The following is a 20,329-nucleotide window of genomic DNA, read 5'->3' as shown; positions in this document are numbered from 1 at the left end:
ATATCGTTGCGCCGTTCGCTCCCTCTGAGGGGGAGCATGTCGTTACATACTTTTGCTCCCCCTTCAGGGGGAGCTGGCGGCCGCAGGCCGACTGAGGGGGCATAGGTCACCTCGCGTATTCGCGCCACGTGTCGCCGACGGCGACGGCGGCGCGGCTGCGGGCGACGTCGTGGACGCGCACCGCCCACGCGCCGTGTTCCGCGCACAGGGCGCTGAACGCGGCGGTGGCGTCGTCGCGCGCGTCCATCGTGACGTCCGTGAATCCGGCACTGTCGAGGATCGCGGTGACGAAGCGTTTGCGCGATTGCCCGATGAGCACCGGGTAGCCGGTCGCGCGGAACCGGTCGAGTCCGGCGAGCAGCGGCAGATTGTGCGCGATGCCGGGCTTCGAGAATCCGAGACCCGGATCGATGATGATGCGTTCGGGGGCGACGCCGGCGGCGAGCACCGCGTCGACCTGGCGCATGAGCTCGTCGTGTACGTCCTTGAGCACGCCGTGCTCGTAATGCGAGGTGTCGGCGTCGGGGGCGCCGGTCTTGGAGCCGGCGAGCCAGCCGCGCCAATGCTGGACGATGTACAGGCAGTCGTGGTCGGCGACGACGTGCGGCAGTTCGGTGTCGAGCGTGCCGCCGGACACGTCGTTGATGATCTGCGCGCCGCCGTCGAGCGCCGCGGCGGCGACGGTCGCGCGCGTCGTGTCGATGGACAGCGTCGCACCGGCCGGGATGAGCGCCTCGACCGCGCCGGTGATGCGCGCGAGCTCGTCCTCCTCGCTCACGCGCTTCGCGCCGGGACGCGTCGATTCGGCGCCGATGTCGATGATGTCCGCGCCGGCGGCCATCATCGCACGGCCGTGGTCGGCGGCGGCGTGCGGGTCGAGCCAGAGGCCGCCGTCGGAGAACGAGTCCTCGGTGATGTTGAGCACGCCCATGACGAGCGTGCGCGTGGCGTCATGCAGCGCCTTGAGATCGATGGTCATCGCGATTACCCCCCTCAGTCCCGCCCCGCGGGACAGCTCCCCCTCCAAGGGGGAGCAATATACAAAATATTCTGCTCCCCCTTGAGGGGGAGCTGGCGGCCGCAGGCCGACTGAGGGGGTGTACCGCCGCCCCCGGAACCGCCTAGCGGCTCATGATGAGGCTCATGGCCTCGGCGCGGGTGGCGGGGTTGCGCAGGAGGCCCCGCACCGCGGACGTGACCGTGCGCGCCTCGGATTTCTTCACGCCGCGCATCGACATGCACAGGTGCTCGCATTCGGTGACGACGATCACGCCGCGCGCGCCCGCGTATTCGACGAGCGCGTCGGCGATCTGCTGGGTGAGGCGCTCCTGGACCTGCGGCCGACGCGCGTACACCTCGACGAGCCGGGCGAGCTTGCTCAGCCCCATGACCCCGTCCTTGGCGGGGATGTAGCCGACGTGGGCGACGCCGTGGAACGGCAGCAGATGATGCTCGCATACCGAATACAGTTCGATGTTCTTGACGAGCACGAGCTCGTCGGTGTCCACGTCGAAATGCTTCTCGAGCACATGCTCCGGCGACGCGCCGAGTCCGGCGAACAGTTCGCGGCCGGCGCGCGCGATGCGGTCCGGCGTCTCGACCAGCCCCTCGCGGTCCGGATCCTCGCCGATCGCCTTGAGGAACATGCGCACGGCCTTGCGCACGCCGTCCTCGTCGTAGGCGGGACCGTCGGCCGCGGCCTCGCCGCGCGGCTGGCTCGCGGCGATATGCCCGCGGGGAGACTGCGGCAGGGAGACCTGCAGGGCGGAGCCGTCCTGCGCGGCGCGGGACTGCGCCTGCGCCGGGGCGCCCGGTCCGCCGTGGCCGGCGTGGTGCGGCCTCGCCTGCACCATGCCGGGCTTGCGGGAGACGTCACCGGACGGCTTGGCGTCGGAGACCTCGCGGACCGGTGACGGCGAGTCCGGCAGGGAGATGTTCTGCGCGTGCCTGGCCATGCGTCACTCCCCCGGCTTCATGCCGACCGAGCGCTTGAGCGATTCGGGGATTTCGACGGGCGGCAGGTCGGAGTCGGGGCGACGTTCGTCGGACAGCCACACCTGGCGGACCGGCGCCTTGCGGATTGGCGCGAAGATCGCGGCGAGCTCCTTCTCGTTCAGCGTCTCCTTGACGAGCAGCTGGCGCACGAGCTCGTCGAGGATGTCACGGTTCTCGTTGATGATGTTCCACGCCTCGGTGTGCGCGGTCTCGACGAGCTTGAGCACCTCCTCGTCGATGACCTCGGCGGTGCGGTTCGAGTAGTTGTGCGGCGCGAGGCTGCCCAGATCACCGCTCTGGTCCTCGTCGTCCGCCCACTTGATCGCGCCGAGCTTCGAGGAGAAGCCGTACTGGGTGATCATCGTGCGGGCGATGTTCGTCGCCTTCTCGATGTCGTTGGAGGCGCCGGTGGTCGGATCGTGGAAGACGATCTCCTCGGCGGTGCGGCCGCCCATCGCGTACGCCATCTGGTCGAGCAGCTGGTTGCGCGACTGCGAGTAGCGGTCGGAGGTGGGCATCACGGCGGTGTAGCCGAGCGCGCGGCCTCGCGGCAGGATCGTCACCTTGGTGACCGGGTCCGTGTTGTGCAGTGCTGCGGCGACGAGCGCGTGGCCGCCCTCGTGGTAGGCGGTGTTGCGCAGCTCGTCGAGGGCCATGCCCTTCGACTTGCGCTTCGGGCCGGCCTGGACGCGGTCGATGGCCTCGTCGATGGCGCGGTTGTCGATGAGCTGGGCGCCGGCGCGGGCGCACAGCAGGGCCGCCTCATTGAGCACGTTGGCCAGGTCGGCGCCGGTGAAGCCCGGCGTGCGGACGGCGACCATGTGCAGGTCGACGTCGGGGACGAACGGCTTGCCCTTCGCGTGCACCTTGAGAATCGCCTCGCGGCCTTCGAGGTCCGGCGCGGCGACGCCCACCTGGCGGTCGAAGCGGCCCGGGCGCAGCAAGGCCGGGTCGAGCACGTCGGGACGGTTCGTCGCGGCGATGATGATGAGGTTCGTGTCGTTGTCGAAGCCGTCCATCTCGACGAGCAGCTGGTTGAGCGTCTGCTCGCGCTCGTCGTGCCCGCCGGACATGCCGGAGCCGCGCTTGCGGCCGACGGCGTCGATCTCGTCGATGAAGATGATCGCCGGGGCGTTCTTCTTCGCCTCGTCGAACAGGTCGCGCACGCGGGAGGCGCCGAGACCGACGAACATCTCGACGAAGTCGGAGCCGGCCATCGCGTAGAACGGCACGCCCGCCTCACCGGCGATGGCGCGCGCGAGCAGCGTCTTGCCGGTGCCGGGAGGGCCGTACAGGAGCACGCCGCGCGGGATGCGCGCGCCGAGCGCCTTGTACTTGGACGGATCCTTGAGGAAGTCCTTGATCTCCTCGACCTCGGCGAGCGCCTCGTCCTCGCCGGCCACGTCGGAGAACTTCGTGGTCGGGGTCTGGCCTTCGAGCAGCTTGCCGTTGTTCTTCTTGCCGCCCATGCCGAGCATGCCGGAGGCGCCGCCCATGCGGCTCATCAGCCACCAGAACAGCGCGAAGAAGATCACGAACGGCAGGATCGAGGTGATGAGGTAGCTCATCATGCTGGTCTGCTCGATGTCGGCGCTCCAGCCCTTCGACGGGTCGGCCTTCTGGACGGCCTTGAGGATATCCTGCCCCTGCGCGAACGTGTAGTAGAACTGGACCTTGTCGCCGTAGTTGTGGTTCTTGCCGGTGTCCGGGTCCTGCTTGTTGAAGTCGCTCTTGAGTTCGAGCGTGACCTTCTGCTTGTTGTCGACGATCTTCGCGTAGGTCACCTGACCGCCGTTGAGCAGCTGCAGGCCGTCCTTGGTGTCGATGGTCTGCGCGCCGGTGCCGGCGAACATCTGGAACATCATGGCGACGAGCACGACCACGACGGCGCCCCACAACCACGGGGACTGCCAGAACGGCTTGTCGCCGCCGTTCTTGTCGCCCTTGCGGTTCGGCTTGTTGCCGTTGCCGTTATCGTTGTTGCGGCGGAACGGATTGTTGAACGGGTTGCCGTTGCCGCCGTTGTTCGGCTGCCCGGGCCCCTGGGGGAAACTCATGCCTGTTCTCCTTGATACACTGCCGGCTTGAGCACGGCGATCGAGTCGAGATTGCGGTACCGCTCGTCATAGTCCAAGCCGAATCCGACGACGAATTCGTCCGGGATCTCCAGCCCCTTGTACTTCACGTCCACGTCCACCTCGCGGCGGGCGGGCTTCTCCAGCAGGGCGAAAATCTCCACCGAGGCGGCCCCGCGCCGCTTCAGCTCCTCGACCAGCCAAGCCAGCGTACGACCTGAGTCAACGATATCCTCGACGATGAGAATGTGCCGACCGCGAACATCGGTCGACAGATCCTGGCGGATCGTCACGGTGCCGCTGGAGACGGTGCCCGAACCGTAGCTGGACAGGCTCATGAAGTCGATCTGGCAGGGGATGGAGAGCGCCTGCGAGAACGCGGCGAGCGTGTTCACCGCTCCCTTGAGCACGGCGACGAGCAGCGGGTCCTTCCCCTGGTAGTCCTCGCTCGCCTGCGCCGCGGCATGCTCGATGATGGCGTGGATCTTCTCTGCACTGACCAGCTCGTGGTCGATGTCTTCTTGTACGTCAGCGATTCGCATGCACCCCATCTTGGCACACGAGAGTGACGTGTTTCTTGGCGGTAACTGGGAGAATTCAGAGTTTCGTCAGGGAGGCGGCGAACGTGTCGAGCGCGCTGTTCGCGGCCGCGCCGTCATCGGGATCGTTGACGATCGCCGCGAACGTGAGCACGCCGCCGCCGACGCGCGACACGTTGCCGGCGAGCGCGCGCACGTCGCCCAGCGCACCGGTCTTCACGCGCAGCAGCCCGAGCGCGGAATCATCGGCGATGCGGTTCCTCACGGTGCCGACGAGCCCGGGCAGCGCCAGGCCCTCGGACGCGGCCGCCGCGCCGCCGTCCGGATCGACGTACTTCGACTGCACCTGGGCGAGCGTCTTCACGGTGAGCGTCGTGCCGGGCGCGAGGCCAGAGCAGCTGGTCATGTGCAGGCCGTCGGTGGAGACGCCCTGTTCGGCGAGCACCTTCGTGACGGCCTTGACGTCGCCGTCGATCGAATCGCCGGTGCCGAGCTTCAGCGCGGTGAGACGGGCGAACAGCTCGGCGAGCGTGTTGTCGGAATGGCGCATCATGAACGCCATGACCTCGTTGAGCGGCGCCGAGCTCACCTTGGCGAGACGCGTGGCGCCGGACAGGTCGGACGATTCGGTCGCGGCGGACGATTCGGAGACCTGGATGCCGTCGCCGGCGAGGAGCGTCTCGAACGTGTCCGCCACGTCCGCCGCCGTGTCCTGAGAGAGCATCGGATACTCCTCGAAATCGTCGGCGTCCTCCTCGTTGAGGCCGCTCCAGTCGCGTCCTCCGTCGATCGCCATCGACGAGATCGGCGTGTAGTAGCGGTTCTCGTCGTTGTTCTCCTCGATGCCGTCCGGCGTGCGGTCGTCGCCGAACAGGGTGTCGTCGGCGACGAGCGCGACCGAGGTCACGCCCTTCGCCTTCAGCGCGGCCGCGGTCTCGCGCGCGAGCGTCGCGAGACCGGCGCGGCCGTTGACGTGGGTGTCGTCGCTCTCCCCCGCGCCGAGCAGCATGTCGCCGCCGCCCTTGAGCACGACGGTGGAATCGTCGGATCCGTGGGTGAGGTAGGTCGTGGTGTCGAGCGTCGACCCCATCTCCAGCGTGCTTGCGGCGGCGAACGCGGTGAGAGTCTTCGTCGTCGACGCCGGCTGGCGCGGCGTCGTCGCCTCATGCTCGGCGACCACGTTGCCCTTCGCATCGGCGATCACGACTGAATAGTCGTCACCGACACCGTCCGCCTCGCCGAGCGTTTTGATGAGCGCCTCGGCCTTCGTCTTGTCGATCGTCGCGCCGACGGCCACGTCGCCGACGACCGTGCCGGCGGCGACGGTCGCGGCGGGGTCGGGGTACGTGCGCGTCTCGACGGGCGCGAAGGTGAGCAGGCCCGGCGCGACGTCGGCCACGTCGGCGGCCGTGTAGCCGACGCACGCGGCGAGCGTGAGCGCGACGCAGGTCGCGCACACGGCGACGCGATGGGACTTGCGGACTGGGTTCGTGTTCATACCTCACCTTTTATTAGCAATTATGGACCGGCCTACGGCCGGACTCATCATCACCTCGCGGCTGCCGCCGCTCGGCTGAGCCTAAAAACAGTCCACCGGACTGTTTTCTTAACGGCTCAGCCTTTGTGCTGGATCGGTTTCCATTGGGCTTTGGAGAAGATGGCCTGGAAGGAGATGGGGACGTAGGAGAGTATGTAGATCGGGAACGCGAGCACGTAGGCGAACAGCTCCTTGTTGGTCGCGCCGATCTGGCCGCGCTCGGCCACGATCGTCAGGCCGGCGAGCGCCATCATGCCGAGGACGGACAGGACGATGCCGTTCACCCATCCGGTGAGCGCGCCCAGCTGACTCGACCACGAGACGAACCCGAACGCGGCGAACAGCGCGCCGAGGATCACGCGGGCCACGCCGAGCACGGTGAACGGGCACAGCAGCAGCGTGAAGTCGACGGCGGAGAAGTCGCGTTCACGCACCGCGCGGCGGATCAGCGACGGACCATAGTACCGGAACACCTGCAGGAAGCCCTTGCTCCAGCGCAGGCGCTGACGCCAGCTCTGCGCGAACGTGACCGGCTGCTCGTCGTAGAGGACGGCGGTGCCGCAGTAGCCGACGCGGTCGCCGTGCAGCACCGAGTCCATCGTGAACTCGAGGTCCTCGGTGAGCAGGTGGAACTTCCATCCCTTGTTGCGCTTCATGACCTCCTTGGAGAACATGAATCCGGTGCCGCCCACGTGGCAGCTGGAACCGAACAGCATGCGCGAGTTGTTGAGGAATCGCGATTCGCGGATGAACCACAGCGCCGAGCCGGAGGAGACCCAGTTGTCGTTGAGGTTCACCGAGTTGCGGTAGGAGGTGAGGATGCGGAAGCCCGACTGGAACGCCTTGTTCATCTCCTCGAAGTAGTGCTTGTCGAGCTTGTTGTCCGCGTCGAACACGAAGTACGCGTCGTACGTGTCGGACAGCCCCTCGTCGACCATGTGGTCGAGCAGGTAGGTCAGGGCGTAGCCCTTGCCGATGAGCTTGTCGTTGTGGCGTTCGACCACGTGGCATCCCATCGCGCGCACCACGTCGGCCGTGTCGTCGGTGCAGTTGTCGGCGACGAGCCAGATGTCGATGAGCTCGCGCGGGTACGTCTGCCCGTGGATGCAGTCGATGAGGTTGCCGATGACCTTCGACTCGTTGCGCGCGGAGATCAGCACCGCGTAGCGTTTGTCCATCGGGGCGTCCGGGAAGCGGACCGGCTTGGAGAACAGGGAGATGAGGATGCACGCCCCCTGGTAGACCATGCCGGCGCCGCCGACGATGACGAGCAGGATATCGAGTACGGTGAGCAGGACCATCAGCGCCACCTCGCACGGGGGTTGTCGGGGGTATCGGGTTCATCGGGTTTCAGCACGCCCTGCGGAATCGCCACGGTGGCGGAGTCGTCCTCGTCGGCGGTGCGCGCGTGACCGTCGCCGCCGTCTTCGCCGTCGTGCGGAATCGCGTAGATCTGCTCCTGGAGGCGACGGATCTCGTCGTTCATCGGCACGCGGCTCGTCGATCCCTTCGCGGCGCGCGGCATATGCTCGCCGATCGGGTGCAGCACGTGCTCGTTGAACGCCTCGGACGCCTCGACCACCTTCGACTTGCGTCCCACCGGATCGTTCATCAACGGCGAATCGACCAGATCGTACCGGCGCGTGTACACGCGGAAGATGGTCTGCAGCGAAGCGGTGACCGGCAGCGCGAGGAACGCGCCGAGCGCGCCGAACAGCGAGCCGAACGCGAGCACGGCGAGGAACGCGACCGCCTCGTTGATGTCCATCGTGCGGCGGGAGATGACCGGCGAGAGGATCAGGTTCTCGATCTGCTGGTACACGATGATGAACACGAGCACCGCGACCGCGTACGTCCACCCGCGGTTGCCCCAGGCGAACAGGACGGGCAGCGCGCCGCCGATGTACGTGCCGACCGTCGGGATGAACTGGGAGACCACGCCGCAGAATAGGGCGAGCGGCAGCCAGTAGGGCACGTTGAGTACTTCGAGGAAGATCGCCGTGCACGTGGCGTTGATCAGGGCGAGGATCGAACGGGAGAACAGGAACGAGGAGATCTGGTCCTGCGCGACCGTCCACACGAGCAGGAACCGCTTCTGCATGCCGGGGGCCATCCACTGGCAGAACGAGCGGCGCAGCTTCGGGCCGGCGGCGGAGATGTAGTAGGTGGTCATCACGACGGTGAGCAGCTGCAGCAGGAACGAGAACAGGCCGCCGACCGTGCTGATCGCGGTGCCGGCGAAATCGCTCACCCACGAGGTCTGGAAGCTCTTGAGCAGATCGGATTTCATCAGTTCGGCGCCCAGATTGTTCATGTCCGGGATGTCGACCGAGAACTGGTCGACGACGAACGAGCGGATCTGCTCGTAGGTGGACGGGATGCCGTAGATCATGGCGATCATCTGCTGGAGGAACATGCTGCCGAACAGGGAGAACAGCACGCCGATGACGAGCGCCACCGTGAGCAGGCCGGCCAGCGAGGCGACGGAGCGCTTCCACCCGTGCTTGACGAGCGCGACGACCATCGGCTCGATGGCGAGCGCCAGGAAGAACGAGATGACGATGTCGAGCACGAGATAGGAGATCTTGCCCCACGACTGGAAGCAGAAGTTGAACGCGATGACGGCGATGGCCACGTAGAGCAGCGCGCGGCTGAACCATTCCGGAGGCTTGCGCGGGTCCCCCTTCGACGGGAAGAGGGTGCCGAAATCCCACCGCTGTTCGGCGTCCTCGTCTGAGGTATGGTCACGCACGCTTTGATTCATGGCTCCCCATTGTAGCGTCGGGTGCGATAGGCGGAACCGTTCACCCGATGTTCGCTTTCGGGCGGCGTGTATGGCCGCGTCGGCCGCCGCCCGTGTACGCCCGCGACATTATCCTTGGGCTTCATGCTGAACGTCTCGATCGTCATCCCGGCCTGGAACGAGGCCGAACGCATCGCCGACTGCCTGCTCAACACGATCCGGCAGACCGTGATGCCCTACGAAGTCATCGTCGTGGACAACCGTTCCACCGACAACACCTGCGAGATCGTCGAACGGTTCATCAAGGAGCATCCCGAGGCGCCGATCAAGCTCATGCATCAGGACGCCGAACAGGGGCTCATCCCCACGCGCGACTACGGCCTCGACCATGCCACCGGCGACGTGCTCGGCCGTTTCGACGCGGACTGCATGATCAAGCCCGACTGGGTGGAGGTCGTCTCCGGCATCTTCACCGAGGATCCCGAGGCGATGGGCGCGACCGGACCGGTCATGTACTACGACATGCCGTCGCGCCATTTCGGATTGAAGGGCGACAATTCGCTGCGCAGGCGCATCTACAAGGCGGACGGCGGCCAGCCGCTGCTGTTCGGCTCGAACATGGCGCTGCGCGCCTCCGCCTGGCGCGCGATCTCCGGCGAGGTGTGCCGCGACAAGGCGGACGTGATGCACGAGGACATCGACATCTCCCTGCACCTGATGGGCAAGGGGCTGAAGACCGTGTACTCGCCGCGCATGATCGCCGGCATGAGCGCGCGCCGCATGGACACGTCGCTCTCGTCGTTCCGCAATTACATGAAGCGGTTCCGCAACACGTTCGACGCGCATCCGCAGCATTGGCGCAAGCACAAGCCGGAGATCCTGTTCACCGCGCTCTACCCGGCGATGCACCTGTTCTACCCGGTGTGGCAGAAGGTGCTGGACTCGGCCGACATCAACCCGGCCGAAGCCGCGTGGATCAACGAGCAGATGGAGCTCGCCGAGAAGGAGGGTCGCGAACTCTACGACGAGACCCCCACCGACGAGGAATGGGACGAAAAGCACGAGTAGTCCCGGTCCTCCCTCTGACGGGGCATCGCCGTGAAGCAAACGCCTGAGGCGTTTGCAGACGATGTGCGAGCCGACAGGCGAGCCGATATGAGGCCAGCCGTGTTGCCTCCCTCTGACGAGGGAGGTGTCATCGCGAAGCGATGACGGAGGGAGAGAAGCAGAGCGGCCGCAGGCCGCGGGAACATTGCATCGGCCGAAGGCCGATTCCGTTTCCCCGCGGCCTGCGGCCGCTGTCTCTCCCCCACCCGGCTGCGCCGGGAGCCCCCTCGTCAGAGGGGGCTATGGCTACATCACATCAGGGACTTGTAGATGGCGAGGATCTCCTCTTCGGTGGCCTTGCGCGGGTTGCCCGGGGTGCACACGTCGTTGAACGCGTCGTGGGCGAGCGGGGCGAGATCCGCCTCGGTGGCGCCGACCTCGGAGATCTTGGTCGGGTTCTTCAGATCCACGGTGAGCTTGTGGACGGCCTGCACGGCCTCCTCGCGCACCTTCTCGAGGTCGCCCGTGTAGGCGTCCTCGATGCCGAACGCATCGGCGATGTCGCGGTACTTCTCGCCCGTGTAGTCCTTGTTGTACTCCATGACCGGCGCCAGCAGGATGCCGTTGGCGACGCCGTGCGCGACGCCGAGGCGGCCGCCCAGCGGGTGGGCCATGCCGTGCACCAGGCCGAGGCCGACGTTCGAGTAGGCCATGCCGGTGATGTACGAGGCGTACGCCATCTGCTCGCCGGCCGGCACGTCGCCGTCGGCGGACTTGGCGAGGTTCTTCGCGATCATGCGGATCGTCTGCATCGACAGGCAGTCGGACAGCGACCACGCGCCCGGCGTGATGTAGCCCTCGATCGCGTGGGTCAGGGCGTCGAGACCGGTGGCGACCTTGAGGCCGCGCGGCATCGAGTCGGTCAGATCCGGGTCGACGAACGCGACGATCGGGATGTCGTGCGGGTCGACGGCCACGAACTTGCGCTTGTTGGCCGTATCGGTGATCACGTAGTTGATGGTGGTCTCGGAGGCGGTGCCGGCGGTGGTCGGCACGCCGAAGATCGGCACGGACGGGTTCTTCGTGTCGGCGACGCCCTCGAGCGACAGCACGTCGGAGAACTCCGGGTTGGCGGTGATGATGCCGATGCCCTTGCAGGTGTCCTGCGGGGAACCACCGCCCAGGCCGATCAGGAAGTCGGCGCCGGAGGCGGCGAACTTCTCGACGCCGTCCTTGATGCACTCGACCGGCGGGTTCGGCTTGACGTTGGAGAACACCTCGTACGGCAGGCCGGCCTCGTCGAGGACCTTGGTGACCTTCTCGGCGGTGCCGGTCTCGAGCAGGACCGGATCGGTGACGATGAACGCCTTCGTGAAGCCGTGCTGCTTCGCGACGGTCGGGATCTCCTTGATCGCGCCACGACCGAAGTACGCGGTCTGGTTGAAAATCATGCGATAGACCATAAGGCTCTCCTTTAAGCTGTGTCTTTGCCTTACTACCGTGGGTCGGTACATCGCTGCACCGCCCGACGACATCCAGTGTACTCGCCGATGGGAGCGTTCCCAACCATTGCCGGGCACGATTTCGCATCATCGTCGGAAACCATGCATTCCCCCGGCGTTTCCGCCACATCGCACGGGACTATCATGGGCGCTGCATCATGGGGTTCGAATGGTGCGGCAATGACACACGAGGACGCGCGGACACACGACTATGCGTGCACGCGGACGCAAGCGCGCGTGCGGGAGACGCCATCTCCCGCCACGGTACCGGAGGTGAATCATGGCGAACGGGAAATCGATGACGGTCGGCGAGATGGTGGGACTGTTCCTGAGGGACGACGCGCCCGTGAGGGTGGACGCGTTCGACGGTTCGCATTTCGGCGCGGCCGATGCGGCGCTCAAGGTGCGCATCGCCAGCCCGAACTGCATGTACCAGCTGCTCGCACACCCGAACGAGATCGGCGTCGTGCGCGCGTACGTGCTCGGCGACTTCGACGTGGAGGGCATCGACTACGCCGACCCGTACCCGGCGATGCGCGCGATGGTGTCGATGGCGAAATACGTCAAGCCGATCACGCCGGTCTCGATGGCGCGCGTGACGGCCGGGATCCTGAGCCACGGATTCAGGCGGCCGCCGGTGCCGGCCACCGAGGGGCCGAGCAAGTTCGCCCGCATCAAAGAGGGGCTGCTCCCCCACACCGAGAAGGCCGATTCCAAGACGGTGAGCTTCCACTACGACATGTCCAACGAGTTCTACGCGGACTTCCTCGGGCCTTCGATGACGTACACCTGCGCGGTGTTCGAGAACGAGGACATGAGCCTCGAGGACGCGCAGGCCAACAAGCTGCGCCTGATCCTCGACAAGCTCGGACTGGAGCCCGGCCAGCGTCTGCTCGACATCGGCTGCGGCTGGGGCTCGATGGTCATCGCGGCCGCACGCCGCGGCATCAAGGCGCTCGGCGTCACGCTCTCCAAGGAGCAGGCGGCGTACGCGAACGAATGGATCGAGCGCGAAGGCCTGTCCGACCTCGCCGAGGTGCGCGTGCAGGACTACCGCGAGGTGCCCGAACGCGACTTCGACGGCATCAGCTCGATCGGCATGATGGAGCATGTGGGCGTGAAGAACTACCGCAGCTACTTCGAGGAGATGTTCAAGCTCCTGAAGCCGATGGGACGCCTGCTCAACCATCAGATCACCATCAGCCACGACAAGCCGGACGGCAAGCCGGGCACCGACGAGTTCCTCGACCGCTACATCTTCCCCGACGGCGACTTGGGCGCGCCCGGATTCATCGAATCGTGCATCCACGACGCCGGGTTCAACGTGGTGCATCAGGAGAACCTGCGCCAGCACTACGCGCTGACGCTGCACCATTGGAACCGCAACCTCTCCGAGCATTGGGAGGACGCGGTGAAGCAGGTCGGCTTCGAACGGGCGAAGGTGTGGGGCCTGTACATGGCGGCCTGCGCGCTCAACTTCGAGCTCGACGGCATCCAGATCCACCAGTTCCTCGCCGTGCGGCCGGACCGCGCCGGCCACCCGGACGGCAAGTGGTACCCGCTGCGCCCCTGGTGGAAGGCGTGACCTTCGGCCTCCCCTTGGCTCCCTCTGACGAGGGAGCTGTCAGCCGCAGGCTGACTGAGGGAGAGACCCCGTCAGAACTGGATGTAGTCCACTTCCTCGTGTTCTCCGGTCTCGAGGTATTTCGCCAGATCCTCGGGGCCGTTGAACACGGCCTTGACGGCCTGCGCGACCATCAGGTTCACGCGGTCCATCGGCGTCAGCTCGTCACGGTAGCCGTACACCGGCTTGCCCGACGCGTAGGCGTATCCGATCTCGAACATCGTGCCCGCGTCCTCGTCCATGAGGTTCGCGATGACGGCGTCCGCGGCGTCGATGCCCCTGATGTCGTCGGCGAAGCAGCCTTCCGGCCCGACCTCCTCGATCTGACTGGCGAAGCGCGGCTTGAACAGCGTCCTGCCATGGTCTTCCAATACCTGTTCGAGACGCTCCATGCTGTGGGCCTGCTCCGGGTCGAAGAACGGCCCGGCCACATAGAAGTCGATATGTTCGTCGTCGTTGTTCGTATCGTTCATGCCCACCATTGAAACGCGGGGCGGTTCAAGCGACCACCATGCGGTTCACGTTTCGGACGAGCGACCGCGATATGGTCACTATGTGGAATCAGGCGCGCCGCAGCGCCCGTCGGTCATCAAGCTCCCCGCATCCCCAACCCCTTGCTCCCCCTTCAGGGGGAGCTGTCGCGTGCAGCGCGACTGAGAGGGATTCCAGGCCTACCCCTGGAACCTCAGACAGGAATAAACGAAACCCCGCAAGCAGTGCTTGCGGGGTTTCCATGGTGGCTCCGAACGGCGTCGATCCGTTGACCTAGCGATTTTCAGTCGCTCGCTCTACCAACTGAGCTACAGAGCCATTGGATAATCAATGAACCCGAAACCGGATTCCTAATCATCCTAGCGACCACGACCGGACTTGAACCGGCGACCTCCGCCGTGACAGGGCGGCGCTCTAACCAACTGAGCTACGCGGCCGTTGTTTCTCGCGTTTCCGTGAGGCAACGAGTGAATATATTACCCGAAACGAAGCATCGCGCAAATCACGGCGTGTCGCCTTATATTGCAACGATTTCGACCACCCGCACACGACGCTCACACAGGCGAATACACACGCAACTGCCCCGGAAACGCGCGTGGGGCGCGCCCGACGAACGGACACGCCCCACACGATGGCGCGATACGGCCACATGCGACTCAGTCGGTCTGCTTCCAGTTCTCGACATCGATGTGGTGCTCCGGGTTGGCCTGCCATGCACGCCACGCGGATTCGACGATGTCCTCCACGTTGTACTTGGCATGCCAGCCCATCTCCTCGTTGATGCGCTTCGGGGAGCCGATGAGGTGCGGCGGATCGCCGGCGCGACGGCCCTGGACGTGCTCCTCGAACGGAAGGCCGGTGACCTTCTTGAGCTCGTCGACGATCTGGCGCACGGAGGTGCCTTCGCCGGTGCCGACGTTGAAGGCGTCGTACTTGCGCTCGTCGCGGTCAAGGTACTTGAGGGCGGCGAGGTGCGCGTCGGCCAGGTCGGAGACGTGGATGTAGTCGCGCACGCAGGTGCCGTCCGGGGTCGGGTAGTCGTCGCCGAAGATCAGCGGGGCCTTGCCCTTCTTCAGGCGGTCGAGCAGCATCGGGATGAGGTTGAGGATGGCCGGGTCCTCGAGCTCGACGGGGCCGCAGCCGGCCACGTTGAAGTAGCGCAGCGCGCAGAAGCGGATGCCGTAGGTGCCTTCGCAGGCGCGGGCCATCCACTCGCCGAACAGCTTGGTCTGGCCGTACGGGTTGATCGGGAGCATCGGAACGACGTCCTCGGGGACCACGTCGACCGGCGGGACGCCGTAGGTGGCGGCGGAGGAGGAGAAGACGAGCTTCTTCGCCTTCTTGGACTTGGTCATGCCGGTGAGCACGTTGAGCATGCCGCCGATGTTCTGCTGGTAGTACCACAGCGGCTTCTCGACGGACTCGCCGACCTGCTTGCGGGCGGCGAAGTGGATGACGGCCTCGACGTCTTCGGCGTCGAGGATCTCGGCGAGGCGCTCGCCGGCGCCCGGCGCGGAGATGTCCATGCCGTAGAGGCGGGAGCCTTCGATGCGGGTGGGCTTGCCGTAGCTCAGATCGTCGACGACGACGACCTTCTCACCGGCCTCATGCAGAGCGTGGACGACATGGGCGCCGATGTAGCCGCACCCACCAGTGACGAGAACTGTCATATCTGGCCTTTCGATTGCCTTGTAGAGCCTTGCGGCGTGCGGTTCGACTGCGCGAGCCGCTGTTCGCTTCTGCTCACATTTGTTATATTTTCGAACAATTTGAGTATAACACGGCACACGAACGAACACACGCGTTTCCACGAATCGGCACGGTCCAATCATACGGAATCATGGTGAATAATGGAACAACGCAAGACGACATCGGAAGGAACGCACATGACGGACGACCACGCCGCGAACGGCGACATCACCAACGGCGACATCACGGACACGGACGCCGTGAACGGAACGACGGAGGCGACGGCCGCGACGCCGCAGGCCGCGGCCGCGCCGACGCACCCGATGCACCGCGTGCTCTCGTTCGTGCGCCGCTCCGGCCGCCTCGACGCGCGACTCCAGCGCGCGTGGGACAACTACGCCGGCGACTATCTGCTCGACATCAACGCCGGCGAGGGCTCGCTCGACGTGCGCGACGGATTCGCGTTCGACGCGGACTACGTGCGCGGCACGTGGGGCGATGCGAATCCGCTCGTCATCGAGATCGGCTCCGGCCAGGGCGAGAACATCGTCGCGGCCGCCGAGGCGAATCCGGACACGAACTTCCTCGCGCTCGAGGTCTACGATCCCGGCGTCGCGCACACGCTGCTGCTCGCCGGCAAACGCGGACTGAAGAACATCCGCGTGGCACAGGTGAACGCGCCGGAGCTGTTCAAGGCGGCCGCCGACGGCGTGGCCGCCGAGGTCTGGACGTTCTTCCCCGACCCGTGGCCGAAGAAGAAGCACCACAAGCGCCGCATCGTACAGCCGGAGCTGGCCGGCGAGGTGCGCCGCGTGCTGGCGGACGGCGGCGTGTGGCGCATCGCCACCGACATCGAGGACTACGCGCTGCACGTGCACGAGGTGATGGACGGGCTCGACGGCTGGCAGAACGCGGGTGACGTGACCGTGAGCCTGCCGACCGGCCACGTGGGCAAGGGCAACGCCGACCTCGCGGCCGACATGCCGCACGCCGACTTCACCGAGTCGGAGCGATTCGACGGACGCGTGCTCACCAACTTCGAGAAGAAGGGTCTCGCCGCCGGCCGCGTGATCCACGACTTCACCTACCGCAAGGTGTGACGCGGGACGGCGCGACATGGGCGACGTGACGGCGCACGATACGACGGCGCACGACGCTTGACGACACGCCGGATTTGCACAGCACCGATGACTTGCGTATCGTTATGCAAGTTGTCACGCCCCCATCGTCTAACGGTTAGGACACCAGACTTTCAATCTGACAACGAGAGTTCGACTCTCTCTGGGGGTACCTGCGGCGAGAGCCACGAAGGGCGCTGAAACTCAGATGTTTCAGCGCCCTTTCGCTTGCCAATGCCCATTACCATGTTTGGTAGGTCCCGGTGGTCGGGGCCGGGTCGCCGGTTCCGGTATGGCTTTCCTGCCCTGTCGTTGATGATCCGGGGGGTGTTGTCGCCGGGAGCGGGGACGTTCGATGACCGCTGATAGGAACCAGGCCGGCCGCATGGACGCGTCGGGGCGCATGGCCCAGGTCTCTCCGTAATGTGGATGCGGCACGGGCGTCCGGACTCCATCGACCGAGTCACGGCGGCCGACGGAACATCCCCATGACGGGAGGACAATGATGAGCCCGGACGACATCGACGTGTGGGTCGGCCTGGACGTCGGCAAGAGCGCGCACCACGCGTGCGCCCTCGACCGCGACGGGAACACCCTGTACGACAAGCCGCTCAAACAGGACGAGAACGCCATCCGCACGATGCTGGAACGCCTCTGCGAACACGGGCGCGTGCTGCTGGTCGTCGACCAGCCCAACACCATCGGCTCCCTGCTCCTGACCGTGGCCCGGAGCATGGGCGTCGCGGCCGCGTACCTGCCCGGAACGGCGATGCGCCGGACCGCGCAGCTCCTTCCCGGGACCGCGAAGACCGACCAGCGCGACGCGCACGTGATCGCGTGGGCCGCGCTCAGGCTCCCCGAGAGCCTCAGGGACGCCGGCCCGGACGACGAGACCCTCGCCGCCCTGAAGCTGCTCGCCGGCCACGACGAGGACCTCGCCCACGAATCCACCCGCCACATCAACCGCCTGCGGAGCCTGCTCCTGCAGACCCACCCCGCGTTCGAACGCGCCCTCAAGGGCGACCGCATCACCCGCGACGCGACCCTCGCCCTGCTCGAGCACTACGGCGGGCCCGCCGGCATGGAAAAGGCCGGCATCGACCAGGTCAGGGCGTGGGCCAAGGACAACAAGCTGCGCGCCGGGACCATCATCGACGACATGTTCGAGGCGATCGGCCGGCAGACCCTCACCGTGCCCGGCACGCTCACGGCCGAGACCATCATCCCCTCGATCGCCCATGACATCAAGACCATCAAGGACCGGCGGCGCGACCTCGCCGCGCAGGTCGAAAGGCTCCTGGAGGACCACCCTCTTCTCCGGGTCCTGACGTCGATGCCCGGGGTGGGCGTCAGGACCGCGAGCAACATCCTCCTCGGCATAGGCGGAGACATCACCCGCTTCAAAAGCGCGGCCCACCTCGCCGCGTACGCCGGCATCGCCCCCGTCACCAGCCAGTCCGGCACCAGCATCAAAGGCGAACGCCCCGCCAGAGGCGGCAACAAACGACTCAAGAACGCATTATGGCAATCCGCGTTCGTCGCATCCACCAAACACCCATCCTCCATCGCCTACTACAAACGCAAGCGCGAACAAGGCAAACACCACAACGCCGCCGTCATCTGCCTCGCCCGACGCCGCTGCGACGTCATCTACAGCATGCTCAAGAACGGCACCCTCTACCAGGAACCGACCCTCGCCGCCTGAACACCACGAAGGACGAACACACCGGTCGCCACCGGCGAGGCGAAGCACGCCCACGACAACCAACCAAAACCCGACACATCAACCCCCTACAGAATTGACAAAAACATAGGAACACCCCCCCCCGATTACGCGCTATAGTGTGAGATAAGCCAACCTCTGAGGAGGAAATGGAAGTAGGAGCCGGATTCCCTGTGCATCATGGGGGCCGGCTCCTGCGCTATAGCCACTGGCTGCAACCTCAGTACGGAGCTATCCAATAAGGACCAGTTCTGCATACTAAGAACTAGTTCTACATACATCAGGCAACAGTTCTACATACATCAGGCAATAGTCGCCTCTCCGCATCCCACTCATCAGCGCGGTGCCGCACCAGCGCAAGGAATCCCGGAAAAGAACCCAATCGCCCGGGAATCTTTGCACTGACACCGCCCCAGTGCAAAGATTCCCGGACGACGAGGCGGATTCCCGGGTTTTCTTGCGCCGAGGACATCCGCCGACAAGGAAGATATCCTCCGACACGAGAACATCTGCCGACATGGAAAACATCCACCGACAGGGATCGAGATTGCACTGACCGCATCACGACCGCAACCACAGCCACCTCTATCATGGGTGGGCATGGGAGACTTGCTGGACGAGACCAGACAGGAAACCGTCGCTCGGGTGACGGCGGCATTGAAAGGCGCACCGCGACCGGTCGCGATTCGTGGGGCACGCAAGGTGGACGCCCGTGGCGAGCGGCGCGGTTATTGGGTGGTCGCCGATGCGCGCGGCGTGATCGTGGCGTGCGGTTCGGACGACGACCCCTCAAACGATGGCAGCCCAAACGACAACGCGAACGACTGCGACCCAGCCGAGAACGGTACGGGCCGCACTCCCCGCACCGAGAACAACAGCAACATCATCAGCACCGACACCGACACCGACACCAGCGAATACAACAGCCCCCGCGCCGAAGACACACCGTTCCGACGCGCCTGCCGCGCGGTCGGCATCGCCCCGGACTCCCCCGAGCCGGACGCGATCATCGACGCGGACGGGCTGATCCTCACGCCCGGATTCGTGGATATCCACTCCCATGGCGCGTGGGGAGCGTCGTTCGACGACGGGCCGGACGGCATCGACACGGCGCGCGCCGGCCACGCGATGCACGGCACGACGCGTCAGGTCCTGTCGCTCGTCACCAATCCGATGAACGTGATCCTACGCAACATCCGTATCGTGCGCACCACAATGGATTCCGGGCGACCGGACATCCTCGGCTGCCATCTGGAAGGCCCGTTCCTCGCGCCGGAACGCAAGGGCGCGCACGCGCTGGAGCACCTGCGGCATCCATCTCCGGAACTCATTAACGAACTGCTCGCCGCGTCGGGCGGCGACCACGGCACCGCCAGTACCGCCAGTACCGACGCCGCCGACCCCAGCACCACCAGCCCCAGCGCACCCGCCTCCTCCGCCGCGAATCACCCCGGATGCATCCGCCAGATCACCATTGCCCCGGAACTCCCGCACGCCCTCGACGCCATCGGCAAGCTGCACGCCGCTGGCGTCGTCCCCGCAATCGGCCACACCGACGCCGACTATCACACCGCCAAAGCCGCCTTCGCCGCGGGCGCCGGCATCATGACGCATATGTTCAACGCGATGAACGGCCTGCATCACCGCGATCCCGGTCCGATTCCGGCCGCGATCGAGAACCCGCGCGTCATCATCGAACTCATCGATGACGGCTTCCACGTGGACGATCCGATGGTCCGGCTCGGTTTCACACTCGCACCGCACCGGATCGCGCTCGTCACCGACGCGATGGCCGCCACCGGCTGCCCGGACGGCGCGTACCGTCTCGGCGGCCTCGACGTGAGCGTGGTCGCCGGCCGAGCGCGCCTCGCCGACGGCGGCGCGATCGCCGGCTCCACGCTCACGATGGAAGCCGCCGTCCGGCGCGCGATCGTTGCGCTCGGGTTCGGTCCGGTCGACGCCGTCGAGGCCGCCACGCTCACCCCGGCGCGCGCGTTCGGCTTCGACCGGCCCAATCCCGTCACCGGCGCGCCGCTCGGCCTGCTCTCCCCCGGCTACGCCGCCGATTTCAACCTGATCGACGCGACGGACTGGACCGTCCGCCACACCTGGTGCGCCGGCCGCCGCCTGCGGTGAGAAAGCAATACTGCGCGCCAACGACTGCGCCACACTCCCCTGCGCCCCTCACACATCCCATGGTGCGGTAAAACTCCCATGGTGCGGTCACCTAAAACGGCTTGATTCC

Annotated in this window: 15 protein-coding genes and 3 tRNA genes; 6 read left to right on the top strand and 12 right to left on the bottom strand. The window is 66.0% G+C overall.

The features are described 5' to 3' along the window. Positions 1-106: 106 nt before the first annotated feature. The 7 genes from folP to AC1AYN_RS00255 form a co-directional block, all read right to left on the bottom strand. Positions 107-979, bottom strand: coding sequence for a dihydropteroate synthase (gene folP / locus AC1AYN_RS00285; protein WP_476531375.1), 873 nt, complete (start codon positions 977-979; stop codon positions 107-109). A 142-nt stretch (positions 980-1,121) separates the two neighbouring features. Further along, complete coding sequence (folE, locus tag AC1AYN_RS00280; protein ID WP_476503130.1) at positions 1,122-1,727, bottom strand: GTP cyclohydrolase I FolE; 606 nt, start codon at positions 1,725-1,727, stop codon at positions 1,122-1,124. 231 nt (positions 1,728-1,958) lie between these two features. Next, positions 1,959-4,052 carry an ATP-dependent zinc metalloprotease FtsH gene (ftsH, locus tag AC1AYN_RS00275; RefSeq protein WP_476531373.1) on the bottom strand — a complete coding sequence of 698 codons (2,094 nt, stop codon included), beginning with the start codon at positions 4,050-4,052 and terminating at the stop codon, positions 1,959-1,961. Next, positions 4,049-4,612 carry a hypoxanthine phosphoribosyltransferase gene (hpt, locus tag AC1AYN_RS00270; protein ID WP_476503107.1) on the bottom strand — a complete coding sequence of 188 codons (564 nt, stop codon included), beginning with the start codon at positions 4,610-4,612 and terminating at the stop codon, positions 4,049-4,051. Before hpt ends, ftsH begins: the two co-directional genes overlap by 4 nt. Positions 4,613-4,667: 55 nt before the next feature. Further along, positions 4,668-6,107, bottom strand: coding sequence for a D-alanyl-D-alanine carboxypeptidase/D-alanyl-D-alanine-endopeptidase (locus AC1AYN_RS00265; protein ID WP_476531371.1), 1,440 nt, complete (start codon positions 6,105-6,107; stop codon positions 4,668-4,670). A 116-nt stretch (positions 6,108-6,223) separates the two neighbouring features. Then, positions 6,224-7,447 (bottom strand): glycosyltransferase family 2 protein, encoded by a 1,224-nt coding sequence (locus AC1AYN_RS00260; RefSeq protein WP_476503105.1) that lies wholly within the window; start codon positions 7,445-7,447, stop codon positions 6,224-6,226. Next, positions 7,447-8,910, bottom strand: a complete 1,464-nt coding sequence (locus AC1AYN_RS00255) for an AI-2E family transporter (protein WP_476531369.1) — start codon at positions 8,908-8,910, stop codon at positions 7,447-7,449. Before AC1AYN_RS00255 ends, AC1AYN_RS00260 begins: the two co-directional genes overlap by 1 nt. 123 nt (positions 8,911-9,033) lie before the next feature. Between AC1AYN_RS00255 and AC1AYN_RS00250 the strand changes: the two genes are divergently transcribed. Then, complete coding sequence (locus AC1AYN_RS00250) at positions 9,034-9,957, top strand: glycosyltransferase family 2 protein (RefSeq protein WP_476503103.1); 924 nt, start codon at positions 9,034-9,036, stop codon at positions 9,955-9,957. A 290-nt stretch (positions 9,958-10,247) separates the two neighbouring features. Here AC1AYN_RS00250 and fucO read toward each other — a convergent pair whose 3' ends face one another. Then, the gene (gene fucO, locus AC1AYN_RS00245; RefSeq protein WP_476503102.1) at positions 10,248-11,399 is read right to left on the bottom strand and encodes a lactaldehyde reductase; all 1,152 of its coding nucleotides are present in this window, start codon (positions 11,397-11,399) and stop codon (positions 10,248-10,250) included. 319 nt (positions 11,400-11,718) lie between these two features. Here fucO and AC1AYN_RS00240 point away from each other — a divergent pair, with 319 nt between their 5' ends. After that, positions 11,719-13,023 carry a class I SAM-dependent methyltransferase gene (locus tag AC1AYN_RS00240; RefSeq protein WP_476503101.1) on the top strand — a complete coding sequence of 435 codons (1,305 nt, stop codon included), beginning with the start codon at positions 11,719-11,721 and terminating at the stop codon, positions 13,021-13,023. A gap of 71 nt (positions 13,024-13,094) precedes the next feature. Here AC1AYN_RS00240 and AC1AYN_RS00235 read toward each other — a convergent pair whose 3' ends face one another. The 4 genes from AC1AYN_RS00235 to galE form a co-directional block, all read right to left on the bottom strand. Continuing rightward, the gene (locus tag AC1AYN_RS00235; protein WP_476531368.1) at positions 13,095-13,535 is read right to left on the bottom strand and encodes a nucleoside 2-deoxyribosyltransferase; all 441 of its coding nucleotides are present in this window, start codon (positions 13,533-13,535) and stop codon (positions 13,095-13,097) included. Positions 13,536-13,796: 261 nt separating this feature from the next. Beyond that, a tRNA-Phe gene (locus AC1AYN_RS00230) sits at positions 13,797-13,872 on the bottom strand. A gap of 45 nt (positions 13,873-13,917) precedes the next feature. After that, positions 13,918-13,991: transfer RNA gene (locus tag AC1AYN_RS00225), tRNA-Asp, on the bottom strand. Positions 13,992-14,210: 219 nt separating this feature from the next. Then, a complete protein-coding gene (gene galE, locus AC1AYN_RS00220) occupies positions 14,211-15,224 on the bottom strand; it encodes a UDP-glucose 4-epimerase GalE (RefSeq protein ID WP_476503099.1) in 1,014 nt (337 codons plus the stop codon). Positions 15,225-15,566: 342 nt separating this feature from the next. On the opposite strand from galE, the gene trmB reads away from it, so the two are divergent. The 4 genes from trmB to nagA all read left to right on the top strand — a co-directional run bounded on the left by trmB (position 15,567) and on the right by nagA (position 20,220). Beyond that, the gene (trmB, locus tag AC1AYN_RS00215; RefSeq protein ID WP_476532283.1) at positions 15,567-16,343 is read left to right on the top strand and encodes a tRNA (guanosine(46)-N7)-methyltransferase TrmB; all 777 of its coding nucleotides are present in this window, start codon (positions 15,567-15,569) and stop codon (positions 16,341-16,343) included. Between the two features lie 118 nt (positions 16,344-16,461). Beyond that, positions 16,462-16,533: transfer RNA gene (locus tag AC1AYN_RS00210), tRNA-Glu, on the top strand. Between the two features lie 333 nt (positions 16,534-16,866). Further along, complete coding sequence (locus tag AC1AYN_RS00205; protein ID WP_476532282.1) at positions 16,867-18,066, top strand: IS110 family RNA-guided transposase; 1,200 nt, start codon at positions 16,867-16,869, stop codon at positions 18,064-18,066. 618 nt (positions 18,067-18,684) lie between these two features. Next, positions 18,685-20,220 (top strand): N-acetylglucosamine-6-phosphate deacetylase, encoded by a 1,536-nt coding sequence (nagA, locus tag AC1AYN_RS00200; RefSeq protein WP_476531367.1) that lies wholly within the window; start codon positions 18,685-18,687, stop codon positions 20,218-20,220. Positions 20,221-20,329 lie beyond the last annotated feature (109 nt).

Source organism: Bifidobacterium sp. LH_413, assembly GCF_056357015.1.
This window is presented reverse-complemented; position numbering and strand designations above follow the sequence as displayed.